Genomic DNA, 23,934 nt, shown 5'->3' on the forward strand with positions numbered 1-23,934 from the left:
AATCTGTGGAATCTGTGGAATCTGTGGAATCTGTGGAATCTGTGGAATCTGTGGAATCTGTGGAATCTGTGGAATCTGTGGAATCTGTCCCAGTTTTCAATACTATACCAATGCCAGTGTATGGATATGTGCAACACAATATGGAAGAATTTCACAACACAAATAATATCTTAGCAGATAAGATTCAAAATATTGCCATACAAAAGACAATGCCAAATATCGCACAATCACAAGAAGCAATGGTGCAAAATATAGCACCACATATACAACAAAATATAGAACCCAAAGAACAAATGCATAATATAAACGCCCCTAGTGATACTAATGTGCAACCACCGCGAAGTGAGCAATTAGAATCCCAAATAACTAAAGAGCAAAATATTCAACAAGAAATTAGCCAAGATCTAAAAAGTGAAAATACACTTCAACTAATACAAGATTCTAGTGTGGAAAATATGCAAAATTATGAAACTAGACAAGAGAATATAGTTGAAAATTTTGTACCTCAAGTCTTGGAAGGTTCTAGCAGTATAGAACAGCTTCCAAGAGAAAATCTGGAGTTTGTATTGCCTAAGTTAGGATTTTTACAAAAGGGCAATGATAGTGTAGAAGAGATAGATGAAAATGAGATTGATAGAAAAATCAATGAATTGCTTGTTAAATTAAAGATGTTTAAAATTGATGGAGATATTGTAAGAACATTTTCAGGTCCGATAGTAACGACATTTGAGTTTCGTCCTAGCCCAAATGTAAAGGTATCAAGAATCTTGAATTTACAAGATGACTTAGCTATGGCACTAAGGGCTAAGACAATAAGGATTCAAGCTCCAATACCAGGCAAAGATGTAGTTGGTATAGAAATACCAAATAGCACCATAGAGACTATATATCTGCGAGATGTATTAGAGAGTGAAGAATTTAGAGAATCTGAATCTCCATTAACCCTAGCACTCGGGAAAGATATAGTTGGAAAACCTTTTATAACAGATCTAAAAAAGCTACCACATTTACTAATTGCAGGGACTACAGGGAGTGGCAAGAGTGTAGGAATAAATGCGATGATATTATCTTTGCTATATAGAAATACACCAGATGAATTAAAGCTTATAATGATAGATCCTAAAATGCTAGAATTTAGCATATACAATGATATACCTCATTTGCTAACTCCAGTAATAACGCAGGCAAAAAAGGCAATCATGGCATTAGATAGCTCTGTAAAAGAAATGGAGAGGCGATATACCTTAATGAGTGAAGCAAGAACGAAAAATATAGAAGGTTATAATCAAAAAGCGCAAGTAGAAGGATTTGAGCCTTTTCCTTATATTGTAATTATTATTGATGAATTAGCAGATTTGATGATGACAGGTGGTAAGGACGCAGAAGTGTCCATATCTCGTCTAGCACAAATGGCAAGGGCAAGTGGAATCCACCTAATAGTAGCTACACAGCGTCCTAGCGTAGATGTTGTAACAGGACTAATTAAGGCAAACTTGCCTTCAAGAATTAGCTATAAGGTTGGACAAAGAATAGATTCTAAAGTGATACTAGATACTTTTGGTGCTGAATCTTTACTTGGTAGAGGAGATATGCTTTTTACTCCTCCGGGTGGTGGATTAGTTCGTGTACATGCACCTTGGAGCTCTGAAGTAGAGATTGAAAAAATAGTTGAATTTATAAAGTCTCAAAGAGCACCACAATATGATGAAAGCTTCATGCCAAGTGAAGATGATAATATAAGCGTTAGTTTAGATGGTGAGACTGATGAGCTATATAATGAAGCAAAAAGAATAATACTAACAGATAGAAAAACATCTATAAGTTATCTGCAAAGAAGGCTTGGTATAGGATACAATAAAGCAGCAAACATAATAGAACAAATGGAAGCAAAGGGATTTTTAGGTCCTAGAAACTCAAAAGGCGATAGGGATATAATAGGTGATTAAGAGAATTTAAGTAAATTTTCATTATAATTAAAAATTTGATAAATTAATTTTGGAGCAGAGTGTAAAATGAATTCAAATCTAAAGGTAAATAAAATAAATAGTGCAAATGCCACAGCTACAGCTACAATACCCACTTCTGAACTTAATAGTAAAATGGATAAAGTTATAAAAGATGCTGGTAAAAATATGAATATTGCTGGTTTTAGAAAAGGAAAAGTTCCTGCTTCTGTAATTAAAGCTAGATATGGTAAGCAACTTGAGAGCGAAGCACAAAGAGAGTGTGTGCAGGGTTTGATGAGAGATATTTTAAAGGAACTTGGCGTTGATGGCACTTCACTTATTGGCGATCCAAAGATTACAAAATTTGAAGAAAAAAATTCTGGTATTGATGTTGAGATAGAGTTAAGCTTGACACCTGAAATTAAACTTGGTGATTTAAATGAATATGTGCCTGAAGTAAAGATTCCTGAAGTTAGCAGTAAAGATGTGGAGAACAGACTGCAAGAGATTGCTGATGCAAGAGCACCACTAGTAAGTGTAGAAGATGGCAGAAGAAAACTAAAAGAAGGTGAATATGCTAAGATAAATTTTGAAGGCTTTGTTGATGATAAGCCATTTGATGGTGGTAAGGCTGAAAATTATTTATTAAAAATTGGTAGTGGCACATTTATAGCTGGGTTTGAAGATCAGCTAATAGGCATGAAAAAGGGAGAGGAGAAAGATGTGAATGTAACTTTCCCTAAAGATTATAAAGCAGATAACTTAGCTGGTAAAGATGCAGTATTTAAAGTTAAGCTTGTAGAGATTCAAACAAGGGGAAAGATAGAAATAGACGATAATTTTGCAAAAACAATGCTACCTGATGACAAAGAGGCAAGCGTAGAGAAGCTAAAAGAAAAAATCAAAGAACAACTAAAGATTGAAAAAAAGCAAGAGTTGTATAATGAGAGCTTAAAAGCTGAATTGATTGATAACTTAAATAGCAAAATCGAGTTTGATTTACCTAAGCTTGTTGTTGAGCAAGAAATGGATTTGATGATGAAAAATGTATTTATGACTATGCCTAAAGAAGAACAAGAAAAGTTGCTAAAAGATGTAGAGGCAATTAAGAAAAAAAGAGAAGAACAAAGAGCAGAAGCAGAGCAAAGTGTAAAGATCACATTTATAGTTGATGCAATTGCAAAGCAAAATAATATGACAATATCTGATAATGAAGCAATTAATACAATATATTATGAGGCAATGGCAATAGGTCAGGATCCAAGAGCTATGTTAGAGCATTACAAGAGAAATAATTTAATTCCTGCTGTAAAAATGGCTATGCTAGAAGACAGAATCCTTACTAGTCTATTAGATAGGAAAGCATAATATGAGCTATTATGTCCCTATAGTCATAGAAAAAACAGGTCGTGGAGAGCGTAGCTATGATATATATTCTAGGCTATTAAAGGATAGAATTATAATGCTAAGTGGCGAGATTAATGATGGCATTGCTTCATCTATTGTATCTCAACTACTATTTTTAGAAGCAGAAGATCCAGAAAAGGATATATATTTATATATTAACTCTCCCGGTGGAGTTATTACTAGTGGGTTTAGCATATATGATACTATGAATTATATAAAGCCAGATATATGCACTATATGCATAGGTCAGGCAGCAAGTATGGGTGCATTCTTGCTTAGTTGTGGTGCTAAGGGCAAGAGATACTCTTTGCCTCACTCTAGAATCATGATACATCAGCCACTTGGTGGGGCGAGAGGACAAGCGACTGATATAGAGATTCAAGCAAAAGAAATATTGCGATTGAAAGGTATTTTAAACGATATTTTAGCTAGTAACACAAAGCAACCACTCAAAAAAATAGAAAAAGATACTGAAAGAGATTTTTTTATGAGTGCTAATGAAGCTAAGGAATATGGAATAATAGATAGTGTATTGACAAAAAGTTTAAAGTAGGAGAGAGTTAGTGAAAGATGATTTTGGATCATTTGCAAATCTGCAAAGTTTTGAGACGCATGGAATTAAGGAAAATGCCGATTATTCATCGTTTGGCATGGAATCTGATATAGCTCCACAGCCTACAACTCTAAGCAGTGGTGATTCAGATTCACTAGAAGCTTATGGAATGAGTGTAATAAAATCAATGGTAGCAAATGGTGTCTCTCCTACTCCGTATAACTACAAAATATATTTTGAAAAAATGCTAGAAGATAAATCACAAGACTTTAGGGATAATGCAGCACAATTTATAGATATGGAGACTATTCCTACAGAAAAGCAAATAATACTAGAAGGGCGAATCTTAAAAACTCAAAACTTAATGGTAAATACGCTAAAGTTAATGGGTGCAGTTTATGAGAATATGAATCTTTTGCAAAAGCTATTAGAAAAGCATAAAAAAGAAGCAACAGATACAAATAATCCAAATGCTTTGCAAAATATAATGACCGTTTTATCAAAGGAATTAGAAAAGTTAGATGAGGTAACAAGAAAGCAACTCCAAGAAGTTAATACCTCATACAATCGTTCTTTAAGAGAGGTTGAGAGTATTAGTAGTGATATTATAAGTGATGCAAAGTATGGAGTGTATAATAAAAGCTATTTGGATTCGAGGGTTGCAGCTGAAGTTCAAGCAATCGCACTTGGAAATTATAAATCATCTTTATTAATGGTCAAAATTACAAAAAGCTTAGAGAAAAAAATCACAACAGAAAAAAATGTATTGTTGGTTAATAAGACTATAGCAAAGATTCTTCAAAAAATTTCCAACAAAAGCGATATCTTAGCGTATTATGGCACTGGTATATTTGGAATCTTGCTAAGTCATAATGATAAAGAATCTGCCAAAAGATACGCAAATAGATTACTAGAAAAAGTAATAACAACAAATATGTATTTTGGAGATGAGGAGATTTCGCTTAGTATTTGTAGTGGTATTGTTGAGATTAACTCTGGAGATGATCCAAAAGACATAATGAAAAATGCTGTCGAATCCTTAAAGAAAGCCGCAAACCATAATATATCATTTGTTGTGTTTGGGGAAAAATAATGCTTGAAGTAATAACCTATCCAAATACAATGTTAAGACAAATCTCAAAAAAAGTAGAAGTTTTCGATGAGGCATTGCATGAGTTATTGGATGGCATGTATGAGGTAATGCTCAAAAAAAATGGAGTTGGAATCTCTGCTATACAGGTTGCAAGACCAATTAGAGCGTTGCTAATTTGTATCCCAGATGAAGAGGGGATGCAGCATAAAGAAGACTTACTAGAGATAATAAACCCAGAGATAATACAAAATGAAGGTGAGATTTGCTTTAATGAAGGTTGCCTTAGTGTGCCGGAGTTTTATGAAGATGTCAAGCGTTCTAAAAATATAAAAGTATCATACCAAGACAGATATGGCAATCATAAAGAAATTGAAGCAAGTGATTATCTAGCAGTTGCCTTTCAACATGAGATCGATCATTTAAATGGAGTTTTGTTTATAGATAAATTACCTATACTAAAAAGAAAGAAGTTCGAAAAAGAGCTAAAAAGAAAGAAAAAACTCTAAGGGCTTAAATGAGCTTTCAATCTCTATATTGTGCTGCTTTTGATGGACTTAGTGCTAAAGAAGTCGAAGTAGAAGTTAGCTTTACAAAGGCATTGCCATCATTTCAGGTTACAGGATTAGCAGGAAATGCAATCCAAGAATCCAAACAAAGAGTGCAATCTGCACTGATGGCAAATGACTTTAAATTCCCACCACTAAAAATCACAATAAACCTTTCGCCTTCTGATTTACCAAAACAGGGTAGTTTTTATGATTTGCCAATTGCACTTTTAGTTGCAATGTATGGGAGAAATAATATAAAAGATTCCATAAATAATGAAAAGCCTAAAAAATACTTTGCATTTGGTGAGTTAGGATTAGATGGTAGAATTAAAGATACAAAAGCGATTTATCCTTTGATTTTTTCACTACTTAGTGATGAGAAAAATTTAGATTCCATCTTTTTCTTGCCTATGGAATCTAAGGATTTTTATTGTCAGATACCAAATTTAAAAGCATATTTTGTAGATACTCTAAGTGAGGCAATAGAGATTCTTCAAACTTCGCCTACAATAGTCAATATCATACAAGAGTTACCATTTTCATACATGGATATTTGTAGTGAGCGATATTATTATAGTGATAATTTTGAACTTGATTTTATAGATATAGTAGGACAGATACGAGCAAAAAGGGCTGCTTTAATTGCTGCATGTGGATTTCATAATATATTATTTGAGGGTAGTGCAGGTAGTGGTAAGAGTATGATAGCTACAAGAATGCCATATATATTGCCACCTCTTAGGAGAAATGAGATATTGCACAATGCTTCACATAATTTAATAATAACTCCAAATCGTCCATTTAGAAATCCCCACAATAGTGCTACTAAAGCTGCCATACTTGGCAGTGCTGTTGGACATTCTGTAAAGTTTGGTGAAATATCTCTAGCACATAATGGGGTTTTATTTTTTGATGAGTTACCACATTTTCCAAAGTCTATCTTAGAATCCCTAAGAGAACCGCTAGAAAATCACTACTTTGTAATTTCTCGTCTTTGCACAAAGGTTAAAACTCCTAGTGATTTTATGTTTATAGGAGCTATGAATCCTTGTCCATGTGGTAATTTGCTAAGTATTAGCAAAGAATGCAGATGTAGCAAAAGAGAGATAGATTCATATAGAGGCAAAATTTCAGAGCCTATTTGGGATAGGATTGATTTGTGTGTGCAAATGCAAGAAGGGGATAGCAATAAAGATAGAATCTCTTCAAAAGAGATTCAAAAGCAAATCTTAGATGCTTTCAAATTTCAGAAAAATAGAGGACAGAAGTGCTATAACTCTCGTCTAATTGGAGAATCTTTAGAGGAGTTTTGTAAATTAGATGATGAATGTATTTTTGTGCTAGATAAGGCAATAGCTCGTTTTGGAATCTCACTAAGGCAGAAAAATAAGATACTAAAAGTCGCAAGGACGATAGCAGATTTAGCAGGTAGCGATAATATACATAAAGAGCATTTAGCAGAATCTATCTCATATCGCAAAATCTCTTAAAATTTTTTGCTTTATGCTACAATATGCCCATATACTAAGTTATACAAAGGAGATTTTATGAAGTTTTTAGTTACTTTATTTTTGATGATTGGACTTGCCTTTGCATCTGTTAATCTAAATATAGCTTCTAAAGAAGAGTTAATGAAAATCGACGGAATAGGTGCTACAAAAGCTCAAGCTATAATTGATTATAGAGAGAAGACGCCTTTTAAGACAATAGAAGACTTAAAGAAAGTAAAAGGTTTTGGGGATAAGACATTTGAAAAAGTGAAAGATAAAATCAGTGTTGAGACATCACAAGAAGTAGGACAATAAAATGGCATTGAAGGTTTATTACGATAAGGATTGCGATTTATCATACATAAAAAGTAAGAAAGTTGCTGTAATTGGGTTTGGTTCTCAAGGACATGCACATGCGGAGAATCTTAGAGATTCTGGAGTAGAGGTTGTAATAGGATTATATAAAGGTGGTAGTAGTTGGAGTAAGGCAGAGGCTAAGAACTTTAAAGTCTTAGAAGTTAGCGAGGCTACAAAATATGCTGATGTAATTATGATACTAATCCCAGATGAACTTCAAGGAGATGTGTTTAAAAAAGATATAGAACCAAATTTATCTGAAGGCAAAGTTATTGCATTTGGGCATGGGTTTAATATCCACTTTGGACAGATTAAAGCACCAAAGGGTGTTGGTGTAATTATGATAGCTCCAAAAGCACCTGGACACACGGTAAGAAGCGAGTTTGTAAAAGGTGGCGGAATCCCTGATTTAATAGCAGTTGAGCAAGATACTGATAAAAATGATGCAAAGATTCTTGCTCTAAGCTATGCTTGTGCTATTGGTGGTGGCAGAAGCGGTATCATTGAGACTACTTTTAAAGATGAGACAGAGACAGATTTATTTGGAGAACAAGCTGTTCTATGCGGTGGCGTTAGCTCCCTAATTAAAGCTGGATTTGAGACTTTAGTAGAGGCTGGTTATCCAGAAGAGATGGCCTATTTTGAATGCTTACATGAGTTAAAGCTTATTGTTGATTTGATTTATCAAGGTGGATTATCTGATATGAGATATTCTATATCAAATACAGCAGAATATGGCGATATGGTAAGTGGCCCTAGAGTTATAAATGAAGAATCCAAAAAGGCTATGAAAGAGATTTTACAAGATATACAAGAGGGAAGATTTGCAAAAGATTTCATTTTAGAGCGTAAGGCCAACTATGCAAGAATGAATGCAGAGAGAAAGAATCTAGCAAATCACCCTATTGAGAAGGTTGGTAGCAATTTAAGAGCTATGATGCCTTGGATTGCAAATTCTAAGCTCATAAATAAAGAGAAAAACTAAGCTTTTAGTTTAGTTTTTCTGAATCTTTTATTATCTTATATATATTCCTATTACCTCACAACCTCTTTTATTTATATGCATGGAATCTATAAAGATGGATTTTTTTATGTTTTTTATTACTTCATTTGAATCATAAGCATAGGATTGGCTTTGTGTTTGTATCTCTATTTTTTAGTGCTTGAAAGTCTAATTTGTCTCTAAAATAAAAATTTCTATCTTCCAAGTTTCGATTTATATAGGTGTGGAAATATGGGTATCTTATCATATCTGTATCATCATATAGCATAGCAGTGTCATAGATTTTTGAAAATATATTTTGATTTTTTAAACTATTATCTATGTTGTTTCTTATATTTTTTAGATTTTATTTATTTTGTATTTTTTGCTGTATGTATTTTTCTTTAGAATCTTCTAAGATATTTGTAAAGTTTGACATATAATAGTCATTGTTTTTTTAGCATTTCTAGGATATTTTTATCTTTATAGCTATTGTATAGGAATTTAAAGATTCCATTACGAATTCCTATGAAGTTTGCTACTTTGATTATTTTTTCATCTATATTTTCATCTATATTTTTATCTAGTAGTTTTTGTTTTATTTTTTTTGAATCTCTTTTTTATCGCAGACACAAATTAGAGCTAGTTTGCAACTTTTTAGTGAGTTTAGATTTATAAATTTATCTATTGTTTTTATGTTTAGCCCATCATCTATTATAAGGTAGCTTAAAGAGAAGGTTTCGCATAGTTGTAATGCCTTCTTCCCAGTGTAGCCAAACTCATATATCAATACATCACATTCCATATAATATCCATTATGATAGTGAAAATCTTCTATCAAGTCTTATGTCGTAAATTATACTATTTTCTTGTGATAATTGAAAAATAGGTGCAACATATGGGTAGAATCCTATAAATTTAAACCATTCTCTGCTGTATTTATAAGTGGTGTGATATTCATGATTTAGCATACCGCAGATGAAGTTTGTATAAGAATCTAAATTATCTATATAAAATTCATTTGAGAAAAATTGCAATATTTTTCTTGTTGAGTATGGATCTTTTATTAGTGTGTTTGTGTTTATATTCATATACATGTTAAAAGTCGGGTCTAAAATATATGATACATCATTATGTATAACTTCTAAAAAGCCATGTGTCCAACCAAGCAAATTAGTATATCCACATACTTTTGAGTGAATGTTAAAGTGTGATAATAAAACTTGCAATGCTTTTGGTTTATGTGAGCAGTGTGCATATTCAAGTGTAAAATAATCTTGGAGGTTATTTATGATTATATTATTCTTTGGAGTGTAGTTTATAGGTGGATAGTGCCTTGTTTTATGTATAAAATCACACAAATAAAAGCATAAACTAAACTCCTTGTTTATTCCTCTTGTTTCTAATTCTTTCTCTAATGATTTTTTTAATTTTGCATAATCTTTTTTTAGTGCTTCATATATAGATTCTATCTGCGGGGGGGGGGGTATTTTCAGAATCTTTAAAAGATTCTGTTTGCTTTATAATAGATAAGTTTGATTTTATGTGCAATGGAAAATACTCCATAATCTCAAATGGTCTTATAGCTGGTGAAGTATATTTATATTGTGCATTTACATTAATTTTAATTGCCATTTAGAGTCTTCCATCTACTTGTTCTTTTGGCAAGATACCTTTTAGGTCATAAATTATAGTCTTGCCTTTATTGCTAAAGTCATATTTTTTAAACTCATCATGAGATACCGCTACGATCACTGCTTTATAATCTTCTAGTTTAAATTTATCCATATCTTTTAAAGTTAGATTATATTCATGTTTTACTTCTTTACTATCTGCCCATGGATCAAAAATATCTACACAACAATCAAACTCTTGTAATTCTTTTATAATATCAACTACTCTTGAATTTCTAATGTCTGGGCAATTTTCTTTAAATGTGATTCCTAAGATTGCAACTTTAGAACCTACAATTTGATGAGAGTTTTTAATCATTAGTTTTATAACTTTATTTGCAACCACAATCCCCATATTATCATTAATATGTCTTCCTGCTAGGATTACTTGTGAGTGATAGCCTAAAGATTCAGCCTTATGCGTTAGGTAGTATGGATCGACACTTATACAATGCCCCCCTACAAGTCCCGGGCGGAATGGCAAGAAGTTCCACTTTGTCCCTGCTGCTTCTAATACATCTAGTGTATCTATGCCCATTTTATCAAAGATTAGCGATAGTTCATTTACAAAGGCGATATTAATATCTCTTTGCGAGTTTTCTATAACTTTGGCTGCTTCGGCTACCTTTATGCTTGAGGCTTTATGTGTCCCTGCTGTAATTATGCTTGCATAAAGATTATTCACTTCTTCTGCAATTTCTGGTGTAGAACCGCTCGTTACTTTTTTGATGCTTGGTAGCCTATGTTCTTTATCTCCAGGATTAATCCTCTCTGGTGAATATCCACAGAAGAAATCCACATTAAACTTTAACCCACTCATTTCCTCTAAAATAGGCACACAATCTTCTTCTGTGCAACCTGGATAAACAGTGCTTTCATAAATTACTATATCACCTTTTTTGAGTACTTTTCCGACACTTGTTGATGCCTTCTTTAGTGGGGTTAAATCAGGTTTATTGTAGTTATCAATAGGAGTTGGAACGGTTACTATAAAAATTTGTGCCTTTTTTAAGTCCTCCAGATTTGTTGTATAGCTTAGTTTTTGGGCGCTTAATAGTTCTTCTTTATCTACTTCTAGAGTTCTATCATAGCCTTCTTTTAGCTCATTTATTCTAGCTTCATAAATATCAAATCCAATTACTTCATATTTCTTGCCAAATTCTACTGCTAGTGGTAATCCAACATATCCAAGTCCAATTACAGCTAAAGTTTTCATTAGTATTCCTTTTTGAGTTATTTATAGTTATTTTACTTTGTTTGGGATAAATAAATTATAAACGGAATTTTTATTTGAGAGAATCTGGTGGAGCTGTGGGGGATCGAACCCCAGTCCAAAAATCAAATCATCAATGATTGAATTACATGCTTTTCGTTGGTTTGTTATGCTTCTTTTTTATAAAACACCAAGAAATTTATAAAAAATGCAGTCCTAAAAACTTAGATTCTATATCGGACATATAAAATTGCATCTAGCAAACATGATATCTTTAGTAAATAGCTAGAATCTCTACTAAAAACAGCTCCTAAAGTCGATAAACTTACGCAACTTTAGCGTAAGCTGGAGCGTAATTTGTATTATTTGCGTTTATATTTAGCGGTCGATTTTACGACTTAACCATGTCGGCATGCAATCAGAGCAATTCAACTCCTGTCGATATCCAAGTCAGCCCCCAATTTATAGAGGGCTAAATTCTATTGCTATTTGTTAATTTTGTCAAGTTTTAGTAAAATCCAAATTAAAATAGAACAAGGATTCTTAGTGATAACTACAACACATATATTAAAGAAAAAAAGAAACGAAAAAATAACTATGATAACAGCATATGATGCACTTTTTGCCAAGATTTTTGATGGTGAAGTTGATATGATTTTGGTTGGTGATAGTTTGCATATGAGCTTCTTTGGTGAGAGCGATACTTTAGGGGTTAGTTTAGATTCTATGATATATCATACAAAAGCAGTGTGTAATGGTGCTAAAGAAAGCCTTGTAGTGTGTGATTTACCATTTGGAATCGCACAAGATGAGAGTGAGGCAGTAAAAAGTGCAATTAGGGTTTATAAAGAAACAAAAGCACAAGCAGTAAAGCTAGAAGGTGGTGTTGAGGTAGCAAATATAGTAAAGGGCATCACTAATTTAGGAATCGCAGTTGTTGGGCATATAGGGCTAAAACCGCAGTTTGTTCGTGCTGATGGTGGATATAAAATTAAGGGAAAAAGTGATAAAGAAATAGAAAAGCTATTTTTAGATGCGAAGGCTTTGCAGGATTCTGGAGCATTTTGTATAGTGCTAGAGGGAGTTAAAAGTGAAGTAGCAAAGGAAATAACAAATTTGCTAGAAATTCCAACTATAGGTATAGGAAGCGGTGTAGATACTGATGGACAAGTGCTTGTATGGAGTGATGCATTTGGATTTTTTAATGAGTTTAAACCAAAATTTGTCCGAGAATATTTAAATGGTGCTAGTCTTGTTAAAGATGCATTAAAAAAATATGTAAGCGATGTAAAGAGTAAAAACTTTCCAAATGAAAGTGAAAGCTACTAATGGAAAGAATAGTAGAAATTGAAAAACTATCAATCCAAGGCGACGAAGATGTAAAGCTTCGTCCAACTAGTTGGGATAATTATATAGGACAAGAAAAGCTAAAGAAAAATCTTCAAGTATTCATAAATGCTGCTAAAAAAAGGGGAGAGTGCTTAGATCATATATTGCTCTTTGGTCCCCCTGGATTAGGGAAGACAACTTTAGCTCATATAATAAGCAATGAACTTAATGCACCAATTAAAGTTACAGCTGCACCAATGATAGAAAAAGCTGGAGATTTAGCAGCTATTTTGACAAATCTAAGTGAAGGAGAGATACTATTTATAGATGAGATTCATAGGCTTTCTCCTGCTATTGAAGAGATATTGTATCCAGCTATGGAGGATTTTAGGCTTGATATTATAATAGGCAGTGGTCCTGCTGCACAAACTGTTAAGATAGATTTGCCAAATTTTACTCTAATAGGGGCTACAACAAGAGCTGGAATGATAAGTAATCCTCTAAGAGATAGGTTTGGAATGCAATTTAGAATGCAGTTTTACGAACATAATGAATTATCAAAAATTGTGCAACTTGCATCACAAAAACTACAAAAAGAATGTGAAAATTCTGCTGCACTAGAAATAGCTAAGCGTTCAAGAGGGACACCTAGAATCGCACTTAGACTACTAAAGAGAGTGAGAGATTTTGCTGATGTTGCAAACGAGGAAGTTATAAATCAATCTCGCACAAAATATGCACTAGATGAACTTGGTGTAAATGAACATGGTTTTGATGAACTTGATTTAAGATTCTTAAAAATATTATGTGAGGCTAGAGGCAGGGCAATAGGGCTTAGCACCATTGCTGCTGCTATGAGTGAAGATGAAGGAACAATCGAAGATGTAATTGAGCCTTATTTGCTAACTCTAGGATACTTGGAGAGGACCGCTAGAGGTAGGATTGCGACAAATAAGACTTATGAGTTATTTTCATTTTCAAAAGAGAGAAGTATTTTTGATATATAGCTTATAGTTTTAGAAATTCATTATAGTATTTCCATGAATCCATTATATCGCTTCTATTTCTCTTTAGTAGAGATAGGTGATTATCTAGCACTTTTTTAAGTTTTTCTTTTGAATATTGATTTTCTTTAAAATACTCCAAGACTTCAGATACTTTTAGTTTTTTATTTATTACTTTTTGTTTTTCTTGTTGTGGTATTTTTATGCATTCTAATATGTAAGCTCGAGTGTGTTTAGATAAGTCTTTGCAGTTATTTTTAAAATACTCTATATCATAGCTTTTGTCGCATATTATTATTAGATTATCTAGGGAAGAGTTAGAGAAGCAATTTATTATATCTTGTGTGTTGTTCTCTAGGAAGCAAACTTGTGGTTATCGTTAGTAATGCCCCCCCCCCCTCTTTGTTTGAATCTATACTATTTTCTATTCCCATTTTATTTCTTTCTAAATCGTTTGGGTGGATATGTATTTGTATTTGTTTTTAAGAGATGCTTTATTGATTCTATTGAATCTATTCTTAAGCATATAGATTTTGTGTTTTGGATTAGATTGAAAAATTTTTCTGCATTTTGATATTTGGGATATTTAATAGCTAACAAATTGATATAAAATCATCTAGTAGGTTATCATATATTTATTTTTATTTTATATTGGATTAATAATTTAAGTTTATCAAAGTTTGCTAGTTATTGTATTTTAGCTTGGATTATATTTATATGAAGTGGTACGCCCAAGAGGATTCGAACCTCTGACCTACGGCTTAGAAGGCCGTTGCTCTATCCAGCTGAGCTATGAGCGCATATTTGTAACATAGAAGTGGTACCAAAGGGGGGACTCGAACCCCCGACCTCCGGCTTATGAGACCAGCGCTCTAAACCACCTGAGCTACCTTGGCACTTCAAAAGGTGAGATTATATAGAATTTGTATTTAAAATAAAATTAAATTCTAGCCTATTGTGTCAATTTGTATATTGCCAACATGTATTGCATGGCTGAATTCTCTTAGGATTCTATGTGTTTTGGCCTCTTGGTTTTGATTCATTATATCATTATAGTTGCTAGATAATTGCTTGAAGTGTGGCTTTTTATAATTTCCTTCCAAATTATTTAGATTTTCTTGGAATTCCTTTGCTACTACTTCCCAGCCATTTTTGCTAATACCTAAGAATCCTATTGGATTTGTTTTTTCGTCTATTTTGTCTTTTTGTTCTTTTTCTTGTTGTTCTACTCTCTCAACGCTCCCACTTAGATTCCCTGCTCTTGTAAGAGTTTGTGCTACTGATATTTTTTCGTTATGAGACATACCTGCAGTTACCCTTTCAAATGCCAAATATTGCTCATCACTCATTATCTCTAAACTAACTAACCCATAAGTTACGCGTGGTTTTAATGCTAGGCTATCGTCATTTTCATTTATAGATTCTATCTTTTGTGTTTTGTTTGTTTGACTTATATTTTTGCCATCACTTAGTAGCTTGTTTGCTTCATTGATTACGCTACCAATTTGTGAGCTAAGCGACTGATTGACAACCATAAATAACCCTTTATATAAGTTTGTATTATTAGAAGCAAAAAGGATTCCAAAAGTGTGAATTTAGGTAGCTATTTTGTGTAGGATTAAAGTTACTTAGAATCTAAAATGGATTCTAAGTTAAATGTAATTTACTAAAGATAGTTGAGAGATTTTACCAATAGATGATAGCAATGATTGATAGTTCATGCTTAGGGTTGAAAATTGTAGATAGTTTTCTGCTAAGTCAGTGTCAATAGTATCTGATCTAAGTGTCATTGTTTGAGTTATTAGCACTTCTGTTCGTTCAATGGAGTATTTAAATGAGTTCCCTTGAGAACCATTTTTTGTATGTGCTTTATTTACATGATCTGCTAGATGATCAAATATTAATAGTGCATTTTGAATCCCAGGATTTCTCATTGAATCATTATATGAAGCATTGCCACCAGGTCTATAGATTCCTTCTTCTACTGCTTTTATTATCTCATCTATTTGCTCGAAGAAATTTACATGCGGATCATCTGCTACTAGAGCATTGTTTGCATTAAATGTTAAGGCTGGTTTCCCTGCATTTTGCACCCTTCCGTTTGCATCAAGAGAAAAATCACTACTTGTATTATCATACATTGTAAATTCCATTCTTGTAGCTGATCTTTGTAGGTCTTTTATTTGTAGTTGTCCATTTTGATCCAAACTTACGCTTAAATTTGCTTTAGAGTTATTAATCATATTCTCATAAGCTCTTTTGACTGCTGGATCGTTGAAGTTAGCCCCACCTGCACCATTATTTGTAATAGCATTTAGATCATTGGTTGATGTGTTTGATAGATTCATAACCATTCCAATAGTATTTGCTAATTGCTGATATGTTACTTCATCTGCTGGTGTTGCTTGTCCATTTACTTGTGGTGGATTACCATTAGGACCTAAGATTGGAATCTCTAGTCCACCAACTTGAACTCCATTCATTGTTTGTGGAGAATCTATAATTAGCACACTTCCGCTATCTCTAAATTCGATTCTTGCGTTAATTGGGATTCCGTTAATATCTTTTACTTCTAGGTTATATGTATGCCCATTTAGGCTACCACCTGCTACTTCTGATAGTTTTGTATCTAGTGTTGCATATTCATTTGAATCTCTTATTATTTGTGATACATTTGAGCTTAGAGTTGATCCTTCTTTTTCAAATGCTGCTCTATCATACTCCACACTATAATCATGTCTAAAACCATTTACCGGTTGACCAGCGGCATTATTTGCTGTGATTGTTAGGCTTAGACTACTCTCGCCAATATATGGTAGATCATCTTTGTCTGCTGGTTCTTTTTGTTTTACATTATTATCCTTAATAACTATCTTGCCTTCTGAAAATTCAACCTCCACATTTGCACCTGGTTGTGCATTATACATCTGTCCTATTGCGTCCATTAGATCTTGCACTGTGGTATCAGGTCCGATTGGAAAGTTTGTATTTAAGTTGGTGTTTGTTGGATTTTTATCAGCATCATTTGCACTAATACCGCTTAGATCAAGGCTTGTTACTCCTGCTGGGAAAATATCTGTTAGTTTTGTGTCTTTTTTGGCTATTTCGTTATTATGCGTTCTAAATGTAGTTGGAATTGTATGTAATCTATGATCATTGTAGTCTTCTACTGAAGCAATAGAATCATTAGAAAAACTTCCTAGATATGGGCTTTGAACATATGTATTAACCTTAGCACCACTGCTAAGCAATGCATCCATATCAGCAACACCTATTCCATCTGGATTATTTGGATCTCGATAGTTGCTTGAAACCATGTGGAATTCTATATTTGATCTACCGCCTGTTAGATCTTTAATCTCAATTTGACCCCATTCATTAAGCCTTACATCTACAACTTTATTTGTTGTTGTATTTCCAAATTCTTTTCCGATTCTATCTAGCAAATCTTGTACTTTTACAGCACTATCTTTATCTGTGTATGCTACATCCATTTGGAATTTTGATTTAAAAGGTGTGCCATCTGGTCTCCTGCCTGTTATGTAAAATACTTCTGGAGCGTCATTGCTTGGATCTCCATCATTATCTCCTACTAGATCTCTTAGAGTATCATCAGCTTTTATATATACTTCCTCTCCTTGACCTGTTGGATGGTTTGGATCCATTATTTCTGGATTTAGTTTGCTTTGATTATACTTTGGGACATTTGTTGTTATTACCCTATTTGTATCTCTATCAGAACCAAAGAATAGTTCATATCCTGTTATATTGTACGGAAGTGAATTGTTTGAGCCAAGAAGAGCGTTTAAAGAACCATTGTTGCCATTGTATGTGCCGTCTTTATTAAATGGTATGTTTGTTGTATTTGTTCCTCCAAATAGATACTCTCCACCTATCGATGTGTTTGCTATTGATAGGAAGTGATCTCTAATTGCTTTTAAGTCTTTTGCTATCGCAAGGCGTGATGTCTCACTATGAATGTCGTTTGCACCTTGTACTAGTTTGCTCTTAAAGTTATCCATAGACTTTGTTAGTTCTTGTAGTGCTGTGTCTGTATGGTTTGTAAAAGTTAATGCATTGTTTGCTATGTCTTTTGTTTGTCTTAGTGTTGTTAGATTGTAATCCAAATTAAGAGTTTTACTAAAAATAGATGAGCCTTGATAACCCATTTGAATCTTTAATCCACTCATTCTTTGCATTGTTAGATCAAGTTGCGACATTAGCCTATCTTGCTGATATTGAAGCTTTGAATATATGGAGTTTGTCCCTACTCTCATAGCTACCCCTTTAGAGTTAAATTTATAAATTTTAAGTGGGATTCAAGCAAAAAATATTCCATAAGTTTGTGGATATATGATTTATTGTTTATTTTATTTTTTTGAGTTAGAATCCTAGATTTTTATTAGTTTTAGAAACTTGTAGGAGCAGAATTTGAGAACACATTATTGTGCTAGTCTAAACGAGGCAAATATCGGAGAAGAAGTAAGCTTATGTGGGTGGTGTAATACTTATAGAGATCATGGTGGAATTATCTTTATAGATTTGCGTGATAGAAGCGGGTTAGTTCAGCTTGTATTTGATCCAAAAGACTTTGAAGATTCACATAAAATCGCTTCAGAAGTTAGGGATGAATATGTGTTAATAGCCAAAGGAAAAGTAAGAAGAAGAGGTGAGGGATTGGAAAATCCTAAACTAAAAACTGGAAAAATAGAAGTTCTAGTAAGCAAATTGATTATAGAAAATAAAAGTTTAACTCCTCCTATTGCAGTTGGTGATGAAAGTGTTGGTGAAGATGTGAGATTAAAATATCGTTATTTAGATTTAAGAAATCCAAGACTACAAGAGATTTTTATCACGCGTTCAAAAGTGGCACAAGCTACAAGAAATACTCTAAGTAATTTAGGATTCTTAGAAGTAGAAACTCCTATTTTAACTAAAGCCACACCTGAGGGAGCTAGAGATTATCTAGTGCCAAGTAGGGTTCATCATGGTGAGTTTTACGCACTTCCTCAAAGTCCGCAACTTTTTAAACAACTCTTAATGGTAAGTGGATTTGATAGATATTTTCAGATTGCAAAATGCTTCAGAGATGAAGATTTGAGGCTCGATAGACAGCCTGAATTTACTCAAATTGATATTGAAATGAGTTTTGTAGAGCAAAAAGATGTAATACAAGTAGCTGAAGAGGTTATAAAGTCTATATTTGGTGCTTGTGGTATAGAGGTAAATGCTCCATTCCCACATTATACATATAGCGATGTAATGGAGAGCTATGGTAGCGATAAGCCGGATTTACGCTATGAACTACCACTTATTGAAGTATCTGATTTATTCATAGATTCTTCTAATGAAATATTTGCTTCTATTGCAAAAGATTCTAAGAAAAATAGATTTAAAGCTTTGTGTGTTAATGGTGGAGATAACTTCTTTAGCCGAAAGACATTAGGAGAGGCAGAAGAATTTGTTAGAAAATTTGGTGCTAAAGGACTTGCATATATTCAAGTAAAAGAAGAAGGAGCTAAAGGACCACTTGTTAAATTTATAAGTGAAGATAAGTTAAAAGTATTACTAGATAGAGTTGGTGCTAGTGTGGGCGATATTATATTCTTTGGTGCTGGGGCTAAAAAAGTCGTATGGGATTATATGGGAAGACTCCGCCAAAAAATCGCTTCTGATATGGGAATGATTGATGAGAGTTTATATAAATTCTTGTGGGTTGTTGATTTTCCTATGTTTGAGAGAAATGATGATGGAAGCATCTCTGCATTGCACCACCCATTTACAATGCCAAAAAATATTGATGTAGAAGATATTGAAGAGATTAACTCTGTAGCGTATGATATTGTGCTAAATGGATTTGAAATTGGTGGAGGAAGTATTAGGATTCATAAGCAAGATATTCAAAGCAAAGTATTTGAGTTGCTTGGAATTAGTAAAGAAGAAGCAGAAGATAAGTTTAGCTTCCTATTAGAAGCATTGCAATTTGGAGCACCACCTCATGGCGGAATTGCGTTTGGACTAGATAGAATCATCATGCTTCTAACGAAGGCAAATTCTATTAGAGATGTAATTGCATTCCCTAAAACGCAAAGAGCGACTTGTCCGCTAACTTCTGCTCCAAGTGTTGCAGGAGAGGAGCAATTAAGGGAGCTACATATTAGAGTTAGAGAAACAAAAAAATAAGGAGAAAGAATGAAAAAATTATTTTTAGTTATTGGAGCACCCGGAAGTGGAAAGACAACTGATGCAGAGATTATTAGTAAAAATAATGCAGAATCTATGGTGCATTATTCCACAGGGGAGCTTCTAAGAGCAGAAGTTGCAAGTGGTAGTGAGCAAGGAAAGCTAATTGAGAGCTTTACAAGCAAGGGAAATTTAGTGCCTTTAGAAATTGTAGTTAAGACAATTGTAGATGCAATTTCTAATGCTCCAAAAGATGTGGTGCTAATTGATGGCTATCCAAGAAGTGTAGAACAAATGCTAGAGCTTGATAAAATCTTAGAATCTAAGAGTGATATTAGTCTTTCTTCTGTTATTGAAGTGGAGGTTAGCAAAGAGGTAGCATGCGATAGAGTGCTTGGTCGTGCTAGAGGTGCTGATGATAATGTAGAAGTGTTTAATAATAGAATGAATGTATTTTTAGAGCCATTAAAAGATATACAAGATTTTTATAACAAAAAGGGAATCTTACATAAAATTAATGGTGAAAGAACTATCGAAGAGATAGTAAGCGAAATGGAACGCTTTATTAAGAGTAAAATTTAAGGAGACAAAATGGATTTAAGTAAAATTGAAGTAGGTGAGAATCCTAGTAAGCTAAATGTTGTAATTGAAATTCCTTATGGAAGTAATATAAAGTATGAAATTGACAAAGATAGTGGTGCAGTTGTAGTAGATAGAGTGATGTATAGTGCTATGTTTTATCCTGCAAACTATGGCTTTGTGCCTAATACTCTAAGTGATGATGGCGATCCTGCTGATGTGCTTGTGATTAATGAATATCCGCTTCAAGCTGGAAGCGTTATAAAAGCTAGATTGATTGGTGTTTTAATCATGGAAGATGAAAGCGGAATGGACGAGAAGCTAATTGCTGTGCCTATTTCTAAGATTGATCCTAGATATGACAATATAAAAAGCCTGGAAGATTTGCCAAAAATCACACTTGATAGAATCAGAAATTTCTTTGAAACATACAAAATGCTAGAGCCTAATAAATGGGTGAAAGTAAAGGAATATAAAGATTTAGACGCTGCTAAAGAGATTTTAGATAGAGCAATTTCAAATTATAAATAGTTTCAAAAAGTAGCATTTAGATTCTATAGTTTTATTAAGTGAAATTAAAATTTAATATTTTAAGTTTTACTTTTTATAAAATTAAGAATCTAATAATTTTATGGAGGTATTTATGAAAAAGATTCTTGTATCTTTTGTAGGTGTTTTTTGTCTTGCATTCTTAGTTGGGTGTGGTGGAGATTCCAATAAGAGTGCTAGTGCTAATGGAGATAAGGTTTATGAGGTAAAGTTTGCACATGTTGTTAGTGCAAATACTCCTAAGGGCAAAGCAGCTGATTTTTTTGCCAAAAGAGTTGGAGAGCTAAGCAATGGTAAAATCGTTGTTCATGTGTTTCCTTCAGCACAACTTGTAGATGATGATAAGGTATTCCAAGAGCTAAAGAGAAACAATGTGCAACTAGCTGCTCCTAGTTTTTCAAAATTTGCCCCTTTTGCTAAGGAGTTTAATTTGTGGGATGTTCCCTTTATATTTAGAGATACAGAACATTTACATAAGGTAATGGATGGTGAAGTAGGTCAGATTCTAAAAGATGTGATAAATGCTAAAGGATATGTTGCATTAGATTATTGGGACGCGGGATTTAAGCAATTTAGCACAAATAAAAAGCCAATTATAGAGCCAGCAGATGCACAAGGGCAAAAAATGAGAATTATGAGTTCTAAAGTGCTAGAGGAACAAACAAAAGCCATTAAAGCAATCCCTCAAGTATTGCCATTTGGTGAAGTTTATTCAGCACTTCAAACAGGTGTAGTTGATGCAGCTGAAAATCCATTATCAAATCTTTATAATTCTAAATTCTATGAAGTGCAAAGTTCTATTACTATGTCAAATCATGGGTATTTAGGATATTTGGTTGTTGCAAGTGAAAAGTTTTGGCAAGAACTACCAGATGATTTAAAAGAAGTATTTAAAACTGCTATGAGTGAAGCTACCGAATATGAAAGAGAAGAGAGTGCTAAAGAAGAGCAAGTTTTATTAGATAGACTTAAAAATGATGATAAAACAGGCACAAAAGTATATGAGCTAACAGATGAGCAAAAGAAAGAATGGCAGGATTTGATGATTTCCATTTATCCTAAATTCTATGATTTAGTTGGCAAAGATTTGATTGAAAAGACTTTAAATACTAAATAGGGGGAGTTTTGGGTATTTTAGGTATTGTTAAAAAGCCCTTTTTATGGGCTCATAATAATCAAAAAGTTCAACAAATTTTCAAAATATTAGATGTGATTATTGCTTCAATTAATAAAAATGTTGCGGTAGTTGGGTTGGCAGTTGGAGTTGTAATAACTGCGATTAATGTATTTATGCGTTATGCTGCTGGGTTTTTCCCAGAGATAGGCTCTCTTACATGGGCAGAAGAGGTTGCTAGGTATTGTTTTTTGTGGTCAGCATTCTTTGGTGCTGCATATGGCTTTAGAAAGGGTGTTCATATATCAGTTACTATGCTAATAGAGAAGTTTCCACATTCTATTGCAAAGACATGCGTAATATGTAGCCATATTTTATGTGTAGTATTTTTGGGATTTATGTGTTATGCAAGTGTTATGGTTTGTTATTTAAATTATGAGATTGGCTATATGAGTGAAGCGTTGCATAGTGTGCCTTTGTGGGTGTTTTTATTATGTTTGCCTATTTCTTTTTTGGGTGCGACATATAGAAGTGTGGAAAAAATATATGAAGTCTCTTTCTTGCCTTCAGATAGGGTTGTAAAAAGTGCTGAAGCTGAAATTATAAGAGATTCTGTAATAAAAGATTAAAGAGTTAAAGATGAGTGTTGCATTTTTATTGATTTTGTTATTTGGTCTTTTATTACTTGGAGTGCCGGTTGCTATATCGCTTGGAGTTAGTGCTGTTGCTACGATGCTACTTTTTAGCTCTTATGATATTTTTGGAGTGCCAGAGATTATGCTAAATGGGTTAAAGCCTGCATTAATGGCTATCCCTATGTTTATACTAGCTGGCTCTTTAATGAGTAAGGGAAGTAGTGCACATAGAATCGTTGAGTTTGCCAAGAGTATTGTAGGGCATTTGCCCGGTGGGCTTCCTATGAGTGCGATTTTAGCTTGTATTATTTTTGCTGCTGTTAGCGGTAGCTCACCTGCCACGGTTGTTGCAATTGGTTCTGTTATGTTTTTGGCATTAAAGGAGGCTGGTTATCCTACTAGCTATTCTGTTGGTGCTATTACTTCTGCTGGTAGTCTTGGGATTTTGATTCCGCCTTCTGTTGTCATGATTGTATATGGAGTAACTGCTGAAGTCTCGATTGAAAAGCTCTTTATCGCAGGAGTGATTCCTGGATTGCTAGTTGGCGGAATGATGATGTTGTATGCTTATTTTGGAGCGAAACGACTCGGATTTACCGCTACAAAACCTGCTAGTTTAAAAGAGAGGATAAAGAAGTTTAAAGAAGCATTTTGGGCATTATTAATTGTAGTAGTTGTAATTAGTGGTATTTATGCTGGTGTATTTACTGCTACTGAAGCTGCTGGGATTAGTGCCATGTATGCGTTTATAGTATCTGTATTTATTTATAAAGATATTAAGTTTAAAGACTTGTATGGAGTATTTTTAGATGCAGCAATTACTACTGCTATGATTTTTTTTATCATTGGCTTTGCTGTCGTTTTTGCTCACTTTTTAACAAGCGAGAGGATTCCGCATATAATTGCTGAATATTTAGTTAGCATAAATATGACATGGTGGATGTTTTTAATATTGGTAAATTTAGTGCTGTTTGTTATGGGACAGTTTATGGAGCCTAGCTCTGTTGTCATGATTATGACGCCATTATTGCTACCTATTGCTGTGTCTTTAGGGATTGATCCTATACATTTTGGGATTGTTATGATTGTAAATATGGAGTTTGGTATGCTAACTCCTCCTGTTGGGCTTAATTTGTTTGTTGCAAGTTCTTTAACTGGACTTAGTTTAAAAGAGGTAGTAGTATCGGTCCTACCTTGGTTGTATGTGTTATTGGTTGGGCTTATACTTATAACATATATACCAGCAATTTCGCTATGGCTACCTAGTATGATAGGATAA

At 33.5% G+C, this 23,934-nt stretch carries 23 protein-coding genes, 2 tRNA genes and 1 other RNA gene; 16 read left to right on the plus strand and 10 right to left on the minus strand.

The genetic code is table 11. The features are described 5' to 3' along the window. The first annotated feature begins 140 nt into the window (after positions 1-140). From PF022_RS06675 to ilvC, 8 genes are all read left to right on the plus strand, one after another. Positions 141-1,946, plus strand: a complete 1,806-nt coding sequence (locus tag PF022_RS06675) for a DNA translocase FtsK (protein ID WP_271023292.1) — start codon at positions 141-143, stop codon at positions 1,944-1,946. Positions 1,947-2,012: 66 nt separating this feature from the next. After that, a complete protein-coding gene (gene tig / locus PF022_RS06680; RefSeq protein WP_271021716.1) occupies positions 2,013-3,314 on the plus strand; it encodes a trigger factor in 1,302 nt (433 codons plus the stop codon). 1 nt (position 3,315) lies between these two features. Next, positions 3,316-3,906 carry an ATP-dependent Clp endopeptidase proteolytic subunit ClpP gene (clpP, locus tag PF022_RS06685; protein ID WP_271021717.1) on the plus strand — a complete coding sequence of 197 codons (591 nt, stop codon included), beginning with the start codon at positions 3,316-3,318 and terminating at the stop codon, positions 3,904-3,906. Between the two features lie 10 nt (positions 3,907-3,916). Beyond that, entirely contained in the window at positions 3,917-4,999 is a 1,083-nt protein-coding gene (locus PF022_RS06690) for a GGDEF domain-containing protein (RefSeq protein WP_271021718.1), read from the plus strand. After that, positions 4,999-5,505: a peptide deformylase gene (gene def, locus PF022_RS06695; RefSeq protein ID WP_271021720.1), complete on the plus strand. Its 507-nt coding sequence runs from the start codon at positions 4,999-5,001 to the stop codon at positions 5,503-5,505. The genes PF022_RS06690 and def overlap by 1 nt, the downstream gene beginning before the upstream one ends. Before the next feature lie 8 nt (positions 5,506-5,513). Beyond that, positions 5,514-7,037, plus strand: a complete 1,524-nt coding sequence (locus PF022_RS06700; protein WP_271023293.1) for a YifB family Mg chelatase-like AAA ATPase — start codon at positions 5,514-5,516, stop codon at positions 7,035-7,037. A 57-nt stretch (positions 7,038-7,094) separates the two neighbouring features. Then, on the plus strand, positions 7,095-7,352 hold the full coding sequence (locus PF022_RS06705) for a ComEA family DNA-binding protein (protein WP_271023294.1): 258 nt from the start codon (positions 7,095-7,097) through the stop codon (positions 7,350-7,352). Between the two features lies 1 nt (position 7,353). Continuing rightward, on the plus strand, positions 7,354-8,379 hold the full coding sequence (ilvC, locus tag PF022_RS06710) for a ketol-acid reductoisomerase (protein ID WP_271023295.1): 1,026 nt from the start codon (positions 7,354-7,356) through the stop codon (positions 8,377-8,379). A gap of 595 nt (positions 8,380-8,974) precedes the next feature. Here ilvC and PF022_RS06715 read toward each other — a convergent pair. The 5 genes from PF022_RS06715 to ssrA all read right to left on the minus strand — a co-directional run bounded on the left by PF022_RS06715 (position 8,975) and on the right by ssrA (position 11,720). Then, positions 8,975-9,181: a hypothetical protein gene (locus tag PF022_RS06715; RefSeq protein ID WP_271023296.1), complete on the minus strand. Its 207-nt coding sequence runs from the start codon at positions 9,179-9,181 to the stop codon at positions 8,975-8,977. A 10-nt stretch (positions 9,182-9,191) separates the two neighbouring features. Then, positions 9,192-9,737, minus strand: coding sequence for a hypothetical protein (locus PF022_RS06720; RefSeq protein WP_271023298.1), 546 nt, complete (start codon positions 9,735-9,737; stop codon positions 9,192-9,194). A gap of 94 nt (positions 9,738-9,831) precedes the next feature. Continuing rightward, complete coding sequence (locus PF022_RS06725; protein ID WP_271023300.1) at positions 9,832-10,011, minus strand: hypothetical protein; 180 nt, start codon at positions 10,009-10,011, stop codon at positions 9,832-9,834. After that, positions 10,012-11,265, minus strand: coding sequence for a Vi polysaccharide biosynthesis UDP-N-acetylglucosamine C-6 dehydrogenase TviB (tviB, locus tag PF022_RS06730; protein ID WP_271021731.1), 1,254 nt, complete (start codon positions 11,263-11,265; stop codon positions 10,012-10,014). Positions 11,266-11,350: 85 nt separating this feature from the next. Continuing rightward, positions 11,351-11,720, minus strand: a transfer-messenger RNA (tmRNA) gene (gene ssrA / locus PF022_RS06735). A gap of 64 nt (positions 11,721-11,784) precedes the next feature. On the opposite strand from ssrA, the gene panB reads away from it, so the two are divergent. Together panB and ruvB are read left to right on the plus strand one after the other, a co-directional pair. Further along, a complete protein-coding gene (gene panB / locus PF022_RS06740; protein WP_442908588.1) occupies positions 11,785-12,591 on the plus strand; it encodes a 3-methyl-2-oxobutanoate hydroxymethyltransferase in 807 nt (268 codons plus the stop codon). Further along, entirely contained in the window at positions 12,591-13,598 is a 1,008-nt protein-coding gene (gene ruvB, locus PF022_RS06745; protein WP_271021734.1) for a Holliday junction branch migration DNA helicase RuvB, read from the plus strand. Before panB ends, ruvB begins: the two co-directional genes overlap by 1 nt. Before the next feature lies 1 nt (position 13,599). On the opposite strand, the gene PF022_RS06750 is transcribed toward ruvB, so the two are convergent. The 5 genes from PF022_RS06750 to flgL form a co-directional block, all read right to left on the minus strand. Further along, entirely contained in the window at positions 13,600-13,932 is a 333-nt protein-coding gene (locus tag PF022_RS06750; protein ID WP_333770886.1) for a DUF2972 domain-containing protein, read from the minus strand. A 386-nt stretch (positions 13,933-14,318) separates the two neighbouring features. Next, a tRNA-Arg gene (locus tag PF022_RS06755) sits at positions 14,319-14,395 on the minus strand. Positions 14,396-14,413: 18 nt separating this feature from the next. Further along, positions 14,414-14,491 (minus strand) — tRNA-Met (locus tag PF022_RS06760). Positions 14,492-14,542: 51 nt separating this feature from the next. Then, positions 14,543-15,130, minus strand: coding sequence for a hypothetical protein (locus tag PF022_RS06765; protein WP_271021735.1), 588 nt, complete (start codon positions 15,128-15,130; stop codon positions 14,543-14,545). A gap of 117 nt (positions 15,131-15,247) precedes the next feature. After that, entirely contained in the window at positions 15,248-17,872 is a 2,625-nt protein-coding gene (flgL, locus tag PF022_RS06770; RefSeq protein ID WP_271021736.1) for a flagellar hook-associated protein FlgL, read from the minus strand. Positions 17,873-18,026: 154 nt separating this feature from the next. Between flgL and aspS the strand changes: the two genes are divergently transcribed. The 6 genes from aspS to PF022_RS06800 all read left to right on the plus strand — a co-directional run bounded on the left by aspS (position 18,027) and on the right by PF022_RS06800 (position 23,934). Continuing rightward, positions 18,027-19,778, plus strand: coding sequence for an aspartate--tRNA ligase (gene aspS, locus PF022_RS06775; RefSeq protein ID WP_271021738.1), 1,752 nt, complete (start codon positions 18,027-18,029; stop codon positions 19,776-19,778). Between the two features lie 9 nt (positions 19,779-19,787). Beyond that, positions 19,788-20,360 (plus strand): adenylate kinase, encoded by a 573-nt coding sequence (locus PF022_RS06780; protein ID WP_271021740.1) that lies wholly within the window; start codon positions 19,788-19,790, stop codon positions 20,358-20,360. Positions 20,361-20,369: 9 nt separating this feature from the next. Continuing rightward, entirely contained in the window at positions 20,370-20,888 is a 519-nt protein-coding gene (gene ppa / locus PF022_RS06785; protein ID WP_271021741.1) for an inorganic diphosphatase, read from the plus strand. Positions 20,889-21,000: 112 nt separating this feature from the next. Further along, complete coding sequence (locus PF022_RS06790) at positions 21,001-22,023, plus strand: DctP family TRAP transporter solute-binding subunit (RefSeq protein WP_271021742.1); 1,023 nt, start codon at positions 21,001-21,003, stop codon at positions 22,021-22,023. Between the two features lie 14 nt (positions 22,024-22,037). Next, positions 22,038-22,649: a TRAP transporter small permease gene (locus PF022_RS06795; RefSeq protein WP_271023339.1), complete on the plus strand. Its 612-nt coding sequence runs from the start codon at positions 22,038-22,040 to the stop codon at positions 22,647-22,649. A 10-nt stretch (positions 22,650-22,659) separates the two neighbouring features. After that, entirely contained in the window at positions 22,660-23,934 is a 1,275-nt protein-coding gene (locus PF022_RS06800; RefSeq protein ID WP_271023305.1) for a TRAP transporter large permease, read from the plus strand.

This window comes from Helicobacter sp. WB40 (assembly GCF_027859275.1).
Taxonomy (GTDB): Bacteria; Campylobacterota; Campylobacteria; order Campylobacterales; family Helicobacteraceae; genus Helicobacter_D; species Helicobacter_D ibis.

Bases quoted from the DNA above. Each gene is read 5' to 3' on its own strand.
- PF022_RS06765 (WP_271021735.1), bottom strand. From the start codon at position 15,130: ATGGTTGTCAATCAGTCGCTTAGCTCACAAATTGGTAGCGTAATCAAT.
- PF022_RS06790 (WP_271021742.1), top strand. From the start codon at position 21,001: ATGAAAAAGATTCTTGTATCTTTTGTAGGTGTTTTTTGTCTTGCATTC.
- PF022_RS06700 (WP_271023293.1), top strand. From the start codon at position 5,514: ATGAGCTTTCAATCTCTATATTGTGCTGCTTTTGATGGACTTAGTGCT.
- PF022_RS06705 (WP_271023294.1), top strand. From the start codon at position 7,095: ATGAAGTTTTTAGTTACTTTATTTTTGATGATTGGACTTGCCTTTGCA.
- def (WP_271021720.1), top strand. From the start codon at position 4,999: ATGCTTGAAGTAATAACCTATCCAAATACAATGTTAAGACAAATCTCA.
- PF022_RS06800 (WP_271023305.1), top strand. From the start codon at position 22,660: ATGAGTGTTGCATTTTTATTGATTTTGTTATTTGGTCTTTTATTACTT.
- PF022_RS06715 (WP_271023296.1), bottom strand. From the start codon at position 9,181: ATGGAATGTGATGTATTGATATATGAGTTTGGCTACACTGGGAAGAAG.
- ruvB (WP_271021734.1), top strand. From the start codon at position 12,591: ATGGAAAGAATAGTAGAAATTGAAAAACTATCAATCCAAGGCGACGAA.
- flgL (WP_271021736.1), bottom strand. From the start codon at position 17,872: ATGAGAGTAGGGACAAACTCCATATATTCAAAGCTTCAATATCAGCAA.
- PF022_RS06780 (WP_271021740.1), top strand. From the start codon at position 19,788: ATGAAAAAATTATTTTTAGTTATTGGAGCACCCGGAAGTGGAAAGACA.
- PF022_RS06675 (WP_271023292.1), top strand. From the start codon at position 141: ATGGAAGAATTTCACAACACAAATAATATCTTAGCAGATAAGATTCAA.
- tig (WP_271021716.1), top strand. From the start codon at position 2,013: ATGAATTCAAATCTAAAGGTAAATAAAATAAATAGTGCAAATGCCACA.
- ilvC (WP_271023295.1), top strand. From the start codon at position 7,354: ATGGCATTGAAGGTTTATTACGATAAGGATTGCGATTTATCATACATA.
- ppa (WP_271021741.1), top strand. From the start codon at position 20,370: ATGGATTTAAGTAAAATTGAAGTAGGTGAGAATCCTAGTAAGCTAAAT.
- clpP (WP_271021717.1), top strand. From the start codon at position 3,316: ATGAGCTATTATGTCCCTATAGTCATAGAAAAAACAGGTCGTGGAGAG.
- PF022_RS06725 (WP_271023300.1), bottom strand. From the start codon at position 10,011: ATGGCAATTAAAATTAATGTAAATGCACAATATAAATATACTTCACCA.
- tviB (WP_271021731.1), bottom strand. From the start codon at position 11,265: ATGAAAACTTTAGCTGTAATTGGACTTGGATATGTTGGATTACCACTA.